The sequence below is a fragment of the Metabacillus sp. KJ11-3 genome (assembly GCF_055808295.1).
Genome location: NZ_CM147865.1, coordinates 1720391 through 1737340, shown reverse-complemented (window position 1 = coordinate 1737340; position 16950 = coordinate 1720391). Strand labels below are relative to the sequence as shown.

Below are 16950 nucleotides of genomic sequence, written 5' to 3'. Positions count from 1 at the left end.
GAAAAAGATGACTAACAATACTATATCTTCTCCTTTGAATAATTTCATTTGATCTTTTAGTATATTGAGTGTCATAAACGTACTAATTCCTTGACTTATATCTAGAGTGATGATCAGAAGTAAACATGCACACATAACAACAAGTAGGATAAAAATGCTGATCAATATTACCTCTTCCTTTCGTAATAAGATAAGTACTATTATCATGATTAACAAAATGTAAAGAAATTATATTTATCTTTTAAAACAACCTACCTTCAGTATTGGTTTGGAGAGATTTAGTTTTATTAATTCGCGATATTTAGAGGTGTTTGTTTACTAGAGAAAAGTTCATTATTTAGATTGAAAGCTGGTATATAAAAATGAAAGGCTATACCTAAACCACTCTTAATAAAGCCACGTGTATTCTAAAATAGTTCATCACTTCGAATAGAAAAAATTATCAATAAAAACGTTCATTATTCAATTCATACTATTAGAGAAAACCTAGAAAAATGGATTTTCTATTTTTAAAAATAGTAATCGTTGTTACTAAGAAAAACCGGATTAAAATCAAATCCGGTTGTATATCCTCTAATTATGGTGATGATGATGTTCATATCCATGTTCTTCCGCATATTTACGAAAATTTTCTAAATCTTTATTGCCAGTGGAAGTACCGTTAATGGCCTGATTCATTCGTTCCAACAGTACTGTTCTTAATTTTGGGTGATAGCCAAAATACTGAGCAATATCAATTGTTATATACGGATATGTTTCCTTAAACTGTTCGGCCATTTTATACATTCTTTCCATTAAAATTCCTGTAAATAAAAAATATGGCAGCATGATAATTTTTTTTGCGCCTAATTTAATGCATCGTTCCATCCCATCCTGCACAGTTGGCGTGGTGACCCCCATAAAGGCACTTTCAACAATAGGTACATGTAATTTCTCCCACAATAATCTGCTGATTTTATAAAAATCACCATTTGCATATGGATCGCTGCCGCCTCGTCCAATTAATAAAATTGCTGTGTCCTCATGCTTTTGATCCACATCAAAACCTGCTTCAGTAAGTCTTGTTTTTAAAATTTCAAACACTTCCTCATGAACACCTATCGTTTGGCCATAGGTAAATCGAACATCTGGGAAATGCTCTTTCGCATGTTCAATTTCTGCAGGAATGTGCAGTTTTGAGTGTCCTGCATGTAATAAAATGATTGGAATGACATGTATTTCATCTGCACCTTTTTCAATACACAACTGAATTCCATCTTCAATATTTGGTGAGGCAAATTCTAAAAAACAGGTTTCTACTAGGAAGGCTGGATCTATGTATTCTTTCATTTGCCCTACAAATTCGCAAACTTCTATATTTCCTGCCTCCAGTCTGCTACCGTGTCCAACAAATAATACAGCTTTTTTCATCGGTGCATTACCTTTCTTGTATTTTTCAATTCCTTTTATTCGATCTTCGCTACGTTTCCGCACACCTTGCTGCATTGAATAAATGATAGCTTCTTCTTTCACTTTTTCATGAACAATATCACGTGCAGTTTCTTCATGTTGAACCGAATACCATGTCCCTTTTGGGTAATCAATTACGACGCATTTATCTTTACAGCGGCCATTACATCGTGTCCGCGATGTATGAATATCCTCATCTAAACGGTTTTTTCGAATTTCGTCTCGAATTTGCTGGGTTACCTCCTCGGCTCCTGCTCCCATACAAGTTGCCCCATTGCAAATAAGTAAGTGACGCTGCATTTGCGTTAAATTCCAGGTTGTCATAAAGTGTGATCTCCCCTCTTTCATCATCTTTCATCTTGTACACATATTCGTAATGTCAAAAAGAAACTTAGTCATTTTACCTCACAGGCTCCCAACTAATAATCGCAGCATAGAATGGATAACGGTAAACATACTGGCCATCTTCCATTATTATAAAACATTCGAGTGATTCTTTTACATGTGCCATATCAAACCGAGTTGACAAGATTTTTTTGCTTTGTGCTTCATATAATTGCTGTAATGTCTCATAACGATACTCACGCTCCAGCTTGAGCATTTCACAATTTGCATAAATTCCTAATTGATACAGCATATTGACGATGGTAATATAATCACGGCGAGGGTATTTAATATCATAGCCGAACTGCTCATCTAATTGTATGTAATGGGGCTGTATAGGTCCTGTTGTTAAGCCAATGATGGCGCGTTTTTTGGCAAGATTGTTCATTTTTTTCAGCGCCGCATTCATTTCATACATACGATAAAAGCAGTTAACCCCCATAACAACATCATGTTCCTCAATTTGCTCTTCTTCCCATTTACTATGAACGAACTGAACATTTGCATCGTTTTCAAAGTATTGTTTTAAATAAGTCAGCACACTTTCAGAACCATCCACCAACGTTAAACGTTTTACATCTTGATGGAGTTGGAAAGTATAATTGCCCCATCCGGGACCAATTTCAATACAAGTGGAATTTTGCGGAATATGCTGTTTTATTTTTTCGTATATTTTTTTTGAATACTCATCAGTTTGCTTATATGTTTTTTTCTTCATGGACTGAGCCCAAAATGCTTCTTCCAGCTCATCATCAATCATTCTTTCTGGCATTTTCCCATGCCAGTCTAACATTCCTTCTTTCCACAGCTTTTCAAAATCAAGTTGCAAAGGGGATTGTTTTATCATTGAATTTCTCCTCAATTTTCACAACAATATGGGCAATACTTTTGGTGTTTTCAACAACTACTCTTACTGTTTACAAATCTTTTAGATGTCTTAGCTTGTACTTTAGCTGATGTACAAGGCTGCATTGATTGACGCTTCCTAAGTATCACTTGCCTAATATTCTGAACACGCCAAGACGTAGTTTCTTTTGCCTAGCTTTTCCCTTGTTAAGATAGAAATCTTCTGTATTCCTATTCCGGTTACTTTATAGGCAAAAAGCATCCCCTGTCGTGTCGCCATTTACAAACCTTCTTATAACCAAGTTGTTTTTTCTACAAATGGTGTGCGCTTTTTTTCAGTAGTGATTTCTTCTGCAGGATAACCAATACATAACGTACCGATTAATTGTTCCCCATCTGATGCACCTATAAAATCATGTAATGCTGTATCATGAACTAAGCCTACCCCACGTGTACGCCATACCATTCCTAAACCCAGTTGTTCGGCCATTAACCACATCGACATAATCGCACTGCTGACTGCAAAGGTATTATCTTTTGTTGCACCTTCATCGTGATCAACAATGGCAGATGTCACCACAATGATAAGCGGAGTTTTAATGATGGCTTCCATTGAGCTTTCCACTAAATGTGGTTTTGTTGGAAAACGTTTTTGTAAATAATCAAGCGCCACCTGCTCATAACGGTGTAAGCTGTCTCCCTGTAATATGTAGAAATGCCAGGGCTCACGCATACGGTCATTTGGTGCATACGTTGCCGCTTCTAGTAATGTCTCGATTTTGTCACGTTCCACTTCTCGCGTTTCAAATTGGCGAATCGCACGGCGTTTTTTTAAAACATCTAACATAATTCATGCTCCTTTTCTATAAACCAGGTAATTTGATCTCGAACACGAACCACTTCGCCAACTAAAATCATGGCTGGATTAGTGATACGATGTAGTTGAATATCATGTGCAATCGTGGAGAGATTACCTGTAATCGTACGCTGGTTTTTGGTTGTTCCCCATTCAATAACGGCAACAGGGGTTGTTTCACTTTTGCCATAGGTTATTAAGCTTTTCGTAATATGCTCGATATTGCCAATGCTCATATAAAAGGCCACCGTATCAATTTGAGCGAGCGCGGACCAATTTAAAAAGTCCTGCTCTTTTTCTGGGCGGCCATGACCTGTAACAATCGCAAAGCTTGCAGCATGATCACGATGTGTGACAGGAATCCCCGCATAAGCAGGCGCCGCAATCCCCGCTGTAATACCTGGCACGATTTCAAATGGAATATCTGCTTGCCGTAAAATCGCTGCTTCTTCTGCACCACGTCCAAATACAAATGGATCACCGCCTTTTAAGCGGAGAACCTGCTTGTCAAGATTAGCTTGTTCCACTAGTACACGATGAATTTCATCTTGAATCAGTCCATGCCTGCCAGGTTCTTTTCCACAATAAATCTGCTCAGCGTCTGCTTTCGCATGTTTTAATAATTCAACATTCACCAGACGGTCATACAAAATCACATCTGCTTGCTGAATGCACTCTAATCCTCGAATCGTCAATAGTTTTGGGTCACCAGGACCAGCTCCTACAATATATACAAATCCACTCACCGTTTTTCTCCTATTCGCTGTTGCAGCCACGCTTCACATTTTTGTTTTTCACCTTTCTCCATCCATTCTAGTAACTGTGGATCCAGGAGCTCTGCTAATAGCTGTTTTTTCATATTCCCTGTAAACACTTGTAAAATTAGCTGACGTGCTTCCTTTAAAAAAGAAACATACTGAGCGTAATGTCCTTCAAATTGCTCTTCTAAATCCGACTTTACTTTGCGTGTCAGACCTGGACTTGCTCCAGACGTTGATACAGTTAAAACGAGATCACCGCGTCGAACAACTGCTGGATTGATGAAATCAACACGTCCTTTAGCATCCGCACGACTGAGTAATTGCCAATGCTGGGTCGCTTCTTCCACGGCAGTGTTTACCTCTTCTTCATTTGTTACCGCAAATATCAGTGCTGCATCATCTAAGTCAGCAGGATCAAAATCTTTTTCTTTCCATGTCACATGTCCCTCTTTAATATAGTGATACAATTTTTCGGTTACCGATGGGCTTATCACCGTCACCAGCGCATTTGTTGGCATCAGTGCTTCCACCTTTTGACGTGCTACATGTCCTCCCCCAACAACAACAACCTTTTTATAGTCAATATTCATTAATAGTGGGAAATAATTCATTGTTTACCTCCAAACATGCTGTCAGCCAATTTTTCACAAGCTGTGGATTCGAAGCAAAATGAAAGTGTGTATATCCAGCAACAATATTTTTATGTAGATATCCTTCCTGTTGAGCACGAAAACGGCCTTTACTAAAATAAGCAGGTGATAAATGCTTCCCCTCATACGTTGAGTAATGGAACTCATGCCCTTTTGCCCACTCCTCTTCATTTATTAGAAAGTTACCTGGAACACCTGTAATTTCCCGGTATCCAAGTGCCGCTAATTTATCCTGCATCCGCACACGTCCCGGAATAATTCCGAGCATCGGGAATACCTGTCCTTGACGATCCACAATTTCCTCTGTTAAATACATAAAACCCCCGCACTCCGCTAATGTTGGCAACCCTCGCTTAAGCGCTGCTCTTATTGATTGCATCGTTTCTTCATTTTCCGCCAAGATTTTAGCAAACTCTTCCGGGAAACCCCCGCCGAAATACAACCCTTGAGCTTTTTCCGGAACTTTCTCATTATCTAATGGAGAAAAATAATGCAGTGTGGCACCATATGCACGGAGTAATTCCAAATTTTCTTCATAATAGAAGTTAAAAGCGGCATCCTTTGCAACTGCAATATGTACTTCTTGTCCTTGCGGCTTAATATCAAAAATAGATGCAGAGATTTCTAATGATTGTGTTTTCGTAATTTTTAACAGTTGTTCAATATCTACTGTTTCTTCAATTGCTTCTGAAAGTCTATCAAAATAGGAATCTAAATCACCCCGTTCAATGGCTGGCACTAACCCCAGATGACGACTTGGCATCTTTGGTACAGCTCCTTTTGGCAAATAACCAATGACAGGAATTCCACATTCTTGTTCAATCGCTGCTTTGACAATATCAAAATGACTTTTACTTCCTAATTGATTGGCAATAACACCCACAATAGTTGAATTTTCATCTAACATTTGAAATCCTTTGACGATGGCAGCCGTACTTCTTGCCATACTAGCAGCATTGACAATTAAAATGACAGGGCTGTTTGTAATCTCACTAATATGAGCAGCAGAACCATCATTTGATAATGGCGATTTGCCATCATAAAAGCCCATGACACCTTCAATAATCGCTGCATCTGCACCTTTGCTCGCTCTTGCGACAATTGCGCGAACTGTTTCATGTGACATCATGAAACTATCAATATTGCGAGAAGGTCGTTGTGTAACAGCAGTATGATAGGTTGGGTCAATATAATCTGGTCCACATTTAAAGCCCTGAACGATTAAACCACGCTTCATAAGAGCACTCATGATGCCGATTGTGAACGTAGTTTTTCCAACACCGCTTCCTGTGCCGGCCAGAACAAATCGATTCATCGTATTTCCTCCTCAAAGTTGACACGTGCAATGGAAATCGTTACATTTCCACTTTTCTTTTTCTCCAGCAGTAACTCTTTCGCATTCGCATACCGTAATGCGGCCGGCTCGCTGACCCCATACGCGCCTGTATATTTAAAGACTGTTTCCGATGGGTTTTGCATCGGAATTTCATTTAGTTGATCTGGTGTGTACGTGACAAACGTCCAGTTATGTTTAGCAGTTAATTCAAGCAGACCTGTTTCGTTTTTCTTTAAATCGATGGTCGCAATTGCTTTGACACTCTTTTTACTTAAACACAGCTCTGATAATGTTTCATCTATGACTAGTTCAATCTCTTCCATTGTTGTACCACGATTACAGCCAATGCCAAGTACAATTGATTTTGGCCGATAAATAACTCCGTTCTCGAGCAGCATCTCTTCATGTGCCTCAATTAAACGATCTGTAATTAGCAGGGCCGCTTGCGGCTTAGCTTTGATTGCTTCTTCAATCGTTGGATAAATGTTTAAACTCTCAGGCATTGAGCGGTTGTACATCCACCAATTTTTTTCTCCTGTTTCCTGCACAATTGCAACATGCTCTTCATTAACTACTGACGCACTAACAGGTGTTAATTTTTCTTCACTATCCCATATCCACCCAAATTGGGCGCCAAATAAATCCACAGGGATCGTTTTTTGAACATCTGACGCGGTTGTTATGACGGGCGCAGCACCGATCGCATGGGCAAATTCATGTGTTAAGGCATTGGCACCCCCAATGTGACCTGATAATACGCTTATGACATATTGACCTTTATCATCCACTACTAACACTGCAGGATCTTTCTTTTTATCAATTAAAAGCGGAGCAATCATGCGTACAACGGCACCGAGGGAAATGATGCAAATGATGCCTTTATATTGCTGGAACAAAGCGGGCAATAATAAACGGACTGTTCCATCAAATAACTGAATTTGACGAATGTCTTCGTCGCCCTGCTCGAATTTCTTCATATAATATAGGTCCGCATACGGAAATTTTTCTAGGTAGCTTCTTGCATGTGTGACTCCATGTTTCGTAATGGCGACGAGTGCATACGGTTTCCGCTTTACAATTACTGGAATTTCACCTTCACATAAACTAATCATTTTCCTTCACACCTTTGCGGAAGCCATGAGTAAAGGTTTTATCATATAGCTTCGAACGATACTTTTTTTCATGGATATGCGGGTCTAATGCCCAGCCTGCCAGAATCATCGCATGTTTGCGAATACCATTAACACGCATTGCTTCATCTAATTCAACCAGTGTTGTTCGCACAATTTTTTGATCTGGCCATGAAGCACGCTGCACAACAGCAACTGGTGTATCATCTGCCCACCCAGCAGCCTGCAGTTCTTTGGTAATTTTCTTTGTTAATGTTGCACTTAAAAACATGGCAATTGTACAGTGATGGCTTGCCAGTGCCTGTAATTTTTCACGCTCAGGCACCGGTGTTCGTCCTTCAGCTCTTGTTAAAACAAGAGTTTGAGTTAAATCAGGAATCGTAAGTTCTGCCCCAACAGCTGCTGCAGATGCAAAAACAGAACTTACACCCGGCACTACTTCATAGCTAATCTCATGCTGCTTTAATAATGCTACTTGCTCCATCGTTGCCCCGTACATCGCGGGGTCGCCTGTATGTAAACGAACGACCTTTTTGCCTGCATGAACACGATCGACGATACAATCCACCATTTCCTGCAGATGCATCCCTGCTGTGCGGATTATTTCAGCTGACTCCTTCGCTTCCGCTACTAACGTTTCACTCACAAGTGAATCGGTATACATCACAACATCCGCTTCTTTTAATAGCTTTAAGCCTTTCACCGTGATTAAATCCGGATCTCCCGGACCTGCTCCGATAATCCAAATTTTCTTCATTATTTACGCACCACCATACATGACAAATAATTTAATTCTGCACCCTGAAGCTCATTGATCTTCCAAATGACCTCTTCGTCGGATGTAACTTTTGTAACCACATGTGCTTTTTCTAATAAATTCATTTCCTCTAGTAGATCGAGCATTGCGTCTAATACTTTTGCTACTTTAATAAAGACGATTCCATCATGTGTTTCAATCACTCTACGCATTTCTTCCATATCCTCTGTAGCAGGAATCATGGCCACATAATCATCCCCATCGGCCAATGCAATCCCTAGACGATTAACAGAACCATTAAATGAAGAAATACCTGCTACCGTTTCAATTGGGACATCTGGGTACATCGATTTCATTAAGTTCATTAAATGAATAAATGTGCTGAACAGCATCGGGTCCCCTTCCGTTACAAAAGCTACATCTTTTCCTTGTACTAGATAGCCATAAATTGCTTCCACAGATTTCGTCCACTCTGTACGGAGGGTATCCTCATCCTTTGTCATGGGGAATACCAAGCCAAGCATCTCTTTTTCCGCCGGATTAATATACACTTCAACAATACGATGGGCATAAGATTTACTGCCCTTTAATTTTTTGGGATAAGCAATGACCGGGCTTTCCTGCATTTTGCGAAATGCTTTTACTGTGATTAATTCTGGATCTCCAGGCCCGACACCTAATCCAAATAAAGTTCCTATTTTCATTATTCTTTTCCTTTCTTTGCTGTCACGATATAGATTGGATTTAACGGTTCAAAACGTGTTAAATGTAAGATTGGCTTACTTTTTGAAAGTTGTGCTTGTATTATCGTTACTTCACATCCTAATATTTTTAGATGTTGCAGCGCTTCTGCCAGATTTTCGATCGTGGCAATATTCATTACAAGGCGTCCATCGGGCTGTAATCGTGAAATACATGTTTGTAATAAATGCTCCATATTTCCACCGTTTCCACCAATAAAAATTGCATGTGGATCTGGAAATTCATCCAGACGCTCAGGTGCTTTCCCCAGCACTGCAACAAAATCTGTACGATGTTTCCATTGATTTTGCAGACAGTTTTCAAGGTCACCCTCATTTTTTTCAATTGCATACACAGCACCTTCCCGAGCTATTTTCGCAGCCTCAATTGCAACTGAACCTGTGCAGGTGCCAATATCCCATACAATGCTATTTTCCTTAAGTCCTAACTCCTGCAGACAAAGAGTCCGAATTTCTCTTTTCGTAATTAATCCTTTATCTGGTTTCCTTTGAAGAAAAGCATCATCCGGAATTCCAAGAGAGGCGCGTTCGACCACCACGCGCTGTTTTAAAATCACAACATTCAATGGAGAAAAGGAGCTTTGTTCCATTTCGTCTATATTGAAGAAACGGCAGCGCTCCTTTTCACCTTGTAGATTTTCAGCAACAAAAGCATCATATTCTGTCATGCCAAAACGCTTTAAATATGATGCGATTTCATTAGGGGAATTTGTTTCATCTGTTAAAACAGCAACTTTTTTACGCCCATCAATTTTTTGCGCAAATCCTTTAATGGTGCGGCCATGCAAGCTGACAATATACGCATCCTGCCAGCTTTCCTGCATTTTAGAAAAAGCGAGTTGTACCGAGCTGGTATATGGATAAATTTCTATTGGAAGCTTCTTCGCAAGTACACTGCCAAGTCCATAAAACAGTGGATCACCGGACACTAAAATAACGACATTCCGTGTTTCTTGCTGCAATTCATCTATTAACGGTGTTAAACCACCTTTGATTACTTTTTTCTCTTTTTTGTATTCAGGGAAAAATGTTAAATGACGCTCCCCGCCTACAAGTACATCACATTCATCTATCCACTCAACATATTGGGGGAGCAATCCTTCCGCGCCATTATCCCCTATACCAATCATCTTCATCCAATTCATTAATGTTCTCAGCCTTTCCTAAACAATCTCCATTCATGGCATACAAGGTTGTCGACACGATCATGTCAGTATTCATATGATTCAGTGCATAGTAGCAGCAGTTTTTGCAAAGTGTTGCAAAGAATGCTTCGTTTCCCTGAAGCATTTCACCAACCTGTGAAGCCGTATTCGCCTTTAAAATTTCTCGCTGCGTCTCCTCATCAACACCCACTTTATTGGCAATGCCTGCTAAAAACTCAAAACTTATCGGTGCGCTTTTTGAGTGAACCATCATAACGCCTTGGGCAACTTTTGAGAATTTCCCCATCATCCCTACTAAAGAGACTCTCGGAATCTTCTTACGCGCAATATTTTTTAATGTAAAACCGACAAAATCGCCCATTTCAATAAATGCTTCTTCTGGTAAATGAGGATACTGCTGCATCGCATATTTTTCACTGCGTCCGCCTGTTGTAATGACTACATGCTTACATCCTGCTTCTTTTGCTACATTGATCGCTTGTACAATACTTGCCATATAAGCAGAACTTGAAAATGGTACCACTGTTCCCCGCGTACCTAATATTGAAATTCCTCCTATAATGCCTAAACGACCATTCAATGTTTTTTCAGCAATCTCTTCACCGTCTGGTACGGAAATGACCACTTCAATTCCGCCATTCAATTTATATTTTTCTATTGCTTCTTTTACAACACTATTTATCATTTTACGAGGTACAGGGTTTATCGCTGCTTGGCCAACTGGTACAGGTAATCCCGCTTTTGTTACTCGCCCTACACCAATCCCTCCATCTAAATGAATGCCTTTTTCTTTTGAATAACAAACAGTACTCTGAATTCGAGCTTGATGTGTTGCATCAGGATCATCACCGGCATCTTTGATCGTTTCACACATTACCCTGTTGTCTAACACTTCATATGCTGTTACTTTAAATGTTGCATACTGGCCAACCGGTAAATAAATCGTGACTTCTTCTGGTACCTTCCCTACGACAAGAGCTTGCAATGCTGCCTTTGTCATCGCTGTTGCACAAGCTCCTGTCGTGTAGCCGTGACGCATTTGTGAAGGATCTTTTTTATTTCGTTTCTTTTGCTCGTTCATCTGCCATAATCGAGATGGCATTAAGTGCAGCGACTGTCACTGTACTGCCACCCTTTCTCCCTGAATTCGTAATAAATGGAATCCCTTCAAGCACCGCTAACTCCTCTTTCGACTCTGCTGCTGATACAAAGCCGACTGGCATTCCAATAATTAAATCCGGTTTTGCTATCCCTTCTTTAATTAAACGAATTAACTCCAGCAGGGCGGTTGGTGCATTGCCAATGGCATAAATTCCTCCTTGATGTAAACGCGTTGCTTTTTGCATGGAAATAATAGCCCGTGTTGTTCCTTGAGCCTTTGCTTCCTTTGAAACATCATCATCCGCAATATAACAATGCAAGTCCCCACCATGCTTTTGGAATCTCTTACGACCTGAACCACTTTCAATCATTTGCACATCCGCCACTACATGACGGCCCGCTAAAATGGATTGAATCCCTGCCTCAATTGCATCCGATGTAAAAATCATACTGCGGCCTAACTCAAAATCTGCCGAAGCGTGAATGACACGCCGAACAACTAACCATTGCTCATCTGTAAATGGATGTTCGCCCATTTCTTCTTTGATAATGGAAAAGCTGTAATCATAAATTTTGTCTGGATCTACTGTTACAGGAATAAATTTGGTATTAAAGTTTGTGTTTGCCAAGAATAAAACCTCCCAATAATTGAGTTACTTCTTCAAAAGAAGTACAAAAATTTTCATATTTTATCGCTGGACGTTTGATTAAAATAACAGGAATCCCTAATTGCAAAGCAGCTGTCATTTTTTCATCTACAGATCCTACTTTGCCGCTTTCCTTTGTAATCATCAGCGTCACATTGTATTGCTCACATAATGCTTTATTTAAAGATTCAGAAAATGGTCCCTGTATCGCAATAATGTCTTTTTGTTTTATACCTAAACGATTGCACTTTTCCATGTTTCCTACATTTGGCAGCATTCTGCATACAAGCCGGATATCATCATGCATTAAGTGTTTTGTGAATATTTCCAATGTTTTGCTACCTGTTGTCAGCATGACTGTCCCTTTATGAGATTGAGCTAATTTAGCTGCTTCTTCATAATTTTCAACTTCTGTAATGAGAGGCGAAATAAATTGTTCTTCTGGCCTTTCATAACGAATATATGGAATTTCACTTGCTTTTGCAGCTGCCATTGCGGTTTTCGACGCTTCTTCCGCATATGGATGGCTGGCATCGATGACACAGGTGATCTTTTGCTTTTGAATCATTGCCATCATGTCATCAACTGATAACCTTCCAACTTGGCAAGGTATATCTTTTGCATGTAAGCTTTCGGCTGCAGATTCTGTGACAACCGTTGCTAATAAGGGATAGCCTTGATTTTGCAAGTGAATGGCCAATGCTCTTGCATCACTTGTGCCTGCTAAGAATAAAATCATGTGTTCCTCCTAATCTCCACATGGTGCCGGCTCGATTTCAATTTTGGAGCTCATATCCTGATAGGTAAAATCCTGAATTCTTTTCACACGTTTAAAATATTTAAAAAGACGTTCATTTGGATGGGCATTTTGTTTATACTCTTCTATCATTTTCGTTAATAACGGCAGCAACTGATCTGGTTCAATCCCTTCTGCTACTGGCTGTGCAGCATGCGCTGTTCGGCCAACAGGCTTTGCGCCAATAAATAAATCAAATTTCTTCTTGCGGTAAACAATCCCGATATCATCGAAAACAGCCCGATAACAGGCCATCCCGCAACCGTTGAAACCAATATGTAATTCTTTTGGAAGCTTTAATCCTCCCAGTTTTGATGATATTTCTTCTGCATATGGTATAGATTCAGCTTTTTCACCGTAGCAAAAATCACAAGCTTTTAGATTTAAAACATCTCCGACAGGCATGACAAGTAAATCATTTTGTTCAAGTTTTTTTACAATCGATTCGGGCTGATCTGTTGGAACTTTAAGTAAAAAACGATGATCTGGCGTATATTCCATGGTGCCTGTCTCGCCAATGGTTTCTGCCAATACGCTCATTTGCTTTGGGGTAATAAATTTATTGGCAACACCAGGTGAAACAGCAAATTCAAATATGTCTTCGATTGTCTGCTGAACGAAATGCGAAGGTTCTATTTCCGATTTTGACACCAAGGATAGAGCCTTTAGAGCTAAATCTAATGAGCTAACTTCCTGTTTTTTTCTATTAATTTGTTCATAACCCGCTTGTGCCTCACCTGTTTCTTGATTTAATGCCCATGGTTCGGCTTCCTTTTTCAAACGCTGATGCGGTTTTAAGCTCTGCTTATCCTCACCTAACGTATATTTACGCTGATAACCTCGAGGTGTAATGATCTTATTGTCATAAAAGAACGTAGAAGAATTCCCAATTATAACCGTAGTTAGCATTCCGATATCATGTTCTAACATTTTATCCAGTGTTGTCAGCACAACATTTTGATTGGCCCGATAGGCACTTTTCACAAGTCCTACAGGTGTTTCTGGAGAACGATATTTTAATAAAATATGTTGCGCCTCTACAATTTGGCGTGTCCGTCGACCGCTTTTCGGATTATATAAAGCTATAACAAAATCCGCCATCGCAGCTGCTTCAATGCGCTTTTCGATTACGGTCCAAGGTGTTAAATGATCACTTAGACTGATCGTGCATGAGTCATGCATGACGGGTGCACCCAGTAAGCTCGCACAAGAATTAATGGCTGAAATACCCGGAACAATTTCTACTTCAATACCTTCTTTTTCAGTCCAGCCCTTCTCAATCAGCACTTCATACACTAATCCAGCCATTCCATAAACACCTGAATCCCCGCTGGAAATGACTGAAACAATTTGACCTGCTTCTGCTTTCTTTACTGCATCCTGTGCACGTGACACTTCTTCTGTCATACCCGTACTAACAATGGATTTTGCTGTTACCAAATGTTGAATTAGCTCCACGTATGTTTTATAGCCGATAATACAATCACTTTGCTGCAACGCAACTACAGCTCGATTTGTAATATGCTCACGATCACCAGGACCGAAGCCAACAACAAAAATTTTCCCTTTATTCATAGGCTTACCTCCAAATAAAAAATGCCTGCACTCCTTTTAAAAGGAATACAGGCATGTGAAATAGCAGTATAAAAAAAGCATACTAAAAACACAAAAACAATAGGTAACATTGTCCCGCCTATACTTCTCCCTCCGAAAAGCAAGTGTCGTTTAAATAAGCAGGTTTCCTGACTTAAGCTTCTTTTTACTCTTACACCTTCCCGATATCTCAGTGGTATTGTAATTTCATCAGCTCTTACAGTTGCGGGGGCAGTACCAGACTTTCACTAGTTTCCCTTTTACCTCACATATGTGAGCACTTATTTAAATACATTATTAAATTTTTTATTAATATAACATACAATCTCGTAAGTTAATATACTATTTTTTGTAAATATCATAAAAGCTTATGTAGAAAACCCCTTTTTAAGTTGATATCATGCTTCATTACGTTGGCTCATGGTATCAAATAGTAATTGTGAATATGGGTGCTTTAGCTGCCAGCGTTCCCAATGTGTAATAGTCTCTACGATTTCCCCTTGATGCATTACTTCTATACGTTTGCATAGTTGTTTAGTGGACTGTAAATCATGGGTAATGAATAGATAACTTGTCCCGTTTTGTATTTGAAAAGATCTTAAACTTTCTAGAATTGATTGTTGAGAAGGACGATCTAAGCTAGCGATAGATTCATCTAAAATAATGAGTTTCGGCTTAACGGCTAAAGCTTTTGCAATACAAATACGTTGTTTTTGCCCACCACTTAATTGATTAGGAAAATACTCCAAAAATGACGAGTCCAAGCCTACTACATCCAATAGTTTCTTACATTCTTCATACCAATTCTTTTGATCTGGAAAAAAATTACGAATAGGCTCTGATAGGATCTCTTCAATACGCATTTTAGGATGCAATGAGGCTGAAGAATCTTGCAATACCATTTGGAAGTTTTTATAGAATGTACTAAATTTTAATTGTTTTGAGTCAATGCTATGTCCATTCCATAAAATTTGCCCGGAAGTTTGTTTCTCCATTCGCATGATTAATTTTGCAATGGTACTTTTTCCGCTCCCACTCTCACCTACAAGTGCTACGCTTTCACCTGTTGAAATGGTTAAGTTAACATTGTTAACAGCCATTTTTTTCTTGCTTTTCCCTCTTCGAAATCGAATAGGATACTCTTTTGTCACTTGCTTTAATTCTAACATTATGATGAAAGTACCCCTCCTTCATTCATATGAATGACACGATCCGCATACTTTTTTATACTGTTTTCATCATGTGAAATGAGAAGTACTGTTAATCCTAGATTACGTTGTAACTGCTTTAATAACCTTAATACTTTTTCACGATTTACGATATCAAGTGCAGTTGTTGGTTCATCAGCAATTAATATTTTCGGCTTTAAACCTACGATCAACGCCAATAATACTCGCTGCCTCATTCCGCCGCTTAACTCAAATGGATATGAACGAAGAATTTGTTCCGGTTCGGAAAAACCGACTTGGGTGAGCAGATGATGCAATAGTTGTTCAACTTCTTGATTTGTACCTAGCTTTCTCTGTCGAATTGTCTCTAACATCTGCTTTTTTACTAGCCTAATTGGGTCTAATCCGTTTAATGAATGTTGAATCATCATGGCAATACTCTGTCTTCTTAAATTTTCAAATTGCTTCTCACTAAAGTCCACAATATTTTTCCCTTCAAATAGAATTTGCCCTTTTGTCACATGTAACCCTTTATCTAGTAATCCAACTATTGCATTTGATACAATACTTTTACCCGCACCACTTTTACCAGTCATTGCAACTATTTCTCCTGGATATAACATGAAAGATGCATCTTGAATAATCACTTTTTGCTGCTGCCTATGTTTATATGTAACTTCTATATGCTCAACCTTTAATAATGGGCTTCCTTCCACCATTTTATGCCTCCTTACCTACTGTCCTATTCATTATCCCCAGTTTTTCACTTACTAACTGACATGCTAGGACAAATAAAACAATAGATAAACCAGGGAAAAACATAACATGTGGAGAAGTCTGGAAATATCCAATCGCATCATTTAGCATTGCACCCCAATCAGGTGTGGGTGGCTGAGTGCCTAATCCCAAAAAGGAAAGACCGGCAATATTCAAAACAATCTTGCCCATATCTAAGGCACTAAAAACCATGATAGGCATCCCTATTTGAGGAAGTACATAACGTTTTAAAATACGAAAATGAGTATTTCCAGCCATTCTTGCTGATAGGATATAATTTTCTTGAGATATTTTTACAACAAGACTTCGAATAAAGCGAACATAACTTGCCCAACGAACGACTACAATGGCGAACAGCATATTTACTAAACCGGGACCTAATAAGCCTACTATCGCAATCGTTAGCACAATATCTGGAATGGCTAAAGTGCTATCGATGATCCTCATCATAAAAGAATCTGTACGTCCTCTTACATAACCTGTTAATAACGCAATTGGAATACTAATTAACATAGTGAAGAACATGATGATCAAAGCCGATGTTACACTTATTCGAATACCAAAAATAATACGAGATAAGATACAGCGTCCCAGATGATCTGTTCCAAATGGATAAACCCAACTTGATGACTGTAATCTATCGGCCAAATTTACTGCTATTGGATCATGAGGTGCAATCCATGGTGCAAATAATCCTAGCAAAGAAAAACAAAATAGGATTCCGCCCCCTGCAAGCAAACCAATATTTACTTGCTTGAATCTCTTCAACAT

The 16950-nt window shown here is 39.1% G+C and carries 17 protein-coding genes and 1 riboswitch; all 17 genes read right to left on the bottom strand.

Translation table 11 applies throughout. The features are described 5' to 3' along the window. Window positions 1-573: 573 nt before the first annotated feature. Window positions 574-1773 carry a CbiX/SirB N-terminal domain-containing protein gene (locus AC0L8O_RS09160; protein ID WP_473447497.1) on the bottom strand — a complete coding sequence of 400 codons (1200 nt, stop codon included), beginning with the start codon at window positions 1771-1773 and terminating at the stop codon, window positions 574-576. 76 nt (window positions 1774-1849) lie between these two features. Next, entirely contained in the window at window positions 1850-2680 is an 831-nt protein-coding gene (locus tag AC0L8O_RS09155) for a class I SAM-dependent methyltransferase (RefSeq protein WP_473447494.1), read from the bottom strand. Window positions 2681-2971: 291 nt separating this feature from the next. Then, window positions 2972-3526, bottom strand: coding sequence for a nitroreductase family protein (locus AC0L8O_RS09150; RefSeq protein WP_473447491.1), 555 nt, complete (start codon window positions 3524-3526; stop codon window positions 2972-2974). Further along, a complete protein-coding gene (gene cobA, locus AC0L8O_RS09145; RefSeq protein ID WP_473447488.1) occupies window positions 3520-4281 on the bottom strand; it encodes a uroporphyrinogen-III C-methyltransferase in 762 nt (253 codons plus the stop codon). Before cobA ends, AC0L8O_RS09150 begins: the two co-directional genes overlap by 7 nt. Next, complete coding sequence (locus AC0L8O_RS09140; protein WP_473447485.1) at window positions 4278-4907, bottom strand: precorrin-2 dehydrogenase/sirohydrochlorin ferrochelatase family protein; 630 nt, start codon at window positions 4905-4907, stop codon at window positions 4278-4280. Before AC0L8O_RS09140 ends, cobA begins: the two co-directional genes overlap by 4 nt. Continuing rightward, window positions 4876-6261 carry a cobyrinate a,c-diamide synthase gene (locus AC0L8O_RS09135; RefSeq protein ID WP_473447482.1) on the bottom strand — a complete coding sequence of 462 codons (1386 nt, stop codon included), beginning with the start codon at window positions 6259-6261 and terminating at the stop codon, window positions 4876-4878. Before AC0L8O_RS09135 ends, AC0L8O_RS09140 begins: the two co-directional genes overlap by 32 nt. Continuing rightward, window positions 6258-7394: a cobalt-precorrin 5A hydrolase gene (locus AC0L8O_RS09130; protein ID WP_473447479.1), complete on the bottom strand. Its 1137-nt coding sequence runs from the start codon at window positions 7392-7394 to the stop codon at window positions 6258-6260. Before AC0L8O_RS09130 ends, AC0L8O_RS09135 begins: the two co-directional genes overlap by 4 nt. Next, the gene (gene cobM, locus AC0L8O_RS09125) at window positions 7387-8169 is read right to left on the bottom strand and encodes a precorrin-4 C(11)-methyltransferase (protein WP_473447476.1); all 783 of its coding nucleotides are present in this window, start codon (window positions 8167-8169) and stop codon (window positions 7387-7389) included. Before cobM ends, AC0L8O_RS09130 begins: the two co-directional genes overlap by 8 nt. Beyond that, entirely contained in the window at window positions 8169-8873 is a 705-nt protein-coding gene (gene cobI, locus AC0L8O_RS09120; RefSeq protein WP_473447472.1) for a precorrin-2 C(20)-methyltransferase, read from the bottom strand. The genes cobM and cobI overlap by 1 nt, the downstream gene beginning before the upstream one ends. Next, on the bottom strand, window positions 8873-10066 hold the full coding sequence (cbiE, locus tag AC0L8O_RS09115) for a precorrin-6y C5,15-methyltransferase (decarboxylating) subunit CbiE (RefSeq protein ID WP_473448783.1): 1194 nt from the start codon (window positions 10064-10066) through the stop codon (window positions 8873-8875). Before cbiE ends, cobI begins: the two co-directional genes overlap by 1 nt. Then, on the bottom strand, window positions 10041-11177 hold the full coding sequence (locus AC0L8O_RS09110) for a cobalt-precorrin-5B (C(1))-methyltransferase (protein ID WP_473447469.1): 1137 nt from the start codon (window positions 11175-11177) through the stop codon (window positions 10041-10043). Before AC0L8O_RS09110 ends, cbiE begins: the two co-directional genes overlap by 26 nt. Beyond that, window positions 11152-11826: a precorrin-8X methylmutase gene (locus tag AC0L8O_RS09105; protein ID WP_473447466.1), complete on the bottom strand. Its 675-nt coding sequence runs from the start codon at window positions 11824-11826 to the stop codon at window positions 11152-11154. The genes AC0L8O_RS09110 and AC0L8O_RS09105 overlap by 26 nt, the downstream gene beginning before the upstream one ends. Next, window positions 11807-12583: a precorrin-6A reductase gene (cobK, locus tag AC0L8O_RS09100; protein WP_473447463.1), complete on the bottom strand. Its 777-nt coding sequence runs from the start codon at window positions 12581-12583 to the stop codon at window positions 11807-11809. Before cobK ends, AC0L8O_RS09105 begins: the two co-directional genes overlap by 20 nt. Before the next feature lie 9 nt (window positions 12584-12592). Then, the gene (gene cobJ / locus AC0L8O_RS09095) at window positions 12593-14215 is read right to left on the bottom strand and encodes a precorrin-3B C(17)-methyltransferase (RefSeq protein ID WP_473447460.1); all 1623 of its coding nucleotides are present in this window, start codon (window positions 14213-14215) and stop codon (window positions 12593-12595) included. Between the two features lie 140 nt (window positions 14216-14355). Next, a riboswitch (cobalamin riboswitch) is annotated at window positions 14356-14533 on the bottom strand. 98 nt (window positions 14534-14631) lie between these two features. After that, a complete protein-coding gene (locus tag AC0L8O_RS09090; RefSeq protein ID WP_473447457.1) occupies window positions 14632-15402 on the bottom strand; it encodes an ABC transporter ATP-binding protein in 771 nt (256 codons plus the stop codon). Further along, on the bottom strand, window positions 15402-16121 hold the full coding sequence (locus AC0L8O_RS09085) for an ATP-binding cassette domain-containing protein (protein ID WP_473447454.1): 720 nt from the start codon (window positions 16119-16121) through the stop codon (window positions 15402-15404). The genes AC0L8O_RS09090 and AC0L8O_RS09085 overlap by 1 nt, the downstream gene beginning before the upstream one ends. Before the next feature lies 1 nt (window position 16122). Continuing rightward, window positions 16123-16950: an ABC transporter permease gene (locus AC0L8O_RS09080; RefSeq protein ID WP_473447452.1), complete on the bottom strand. Its 828-nt coding sequence runs from the start codon at window positions 16948-16950 to the stop codon at window positions 16123-16125.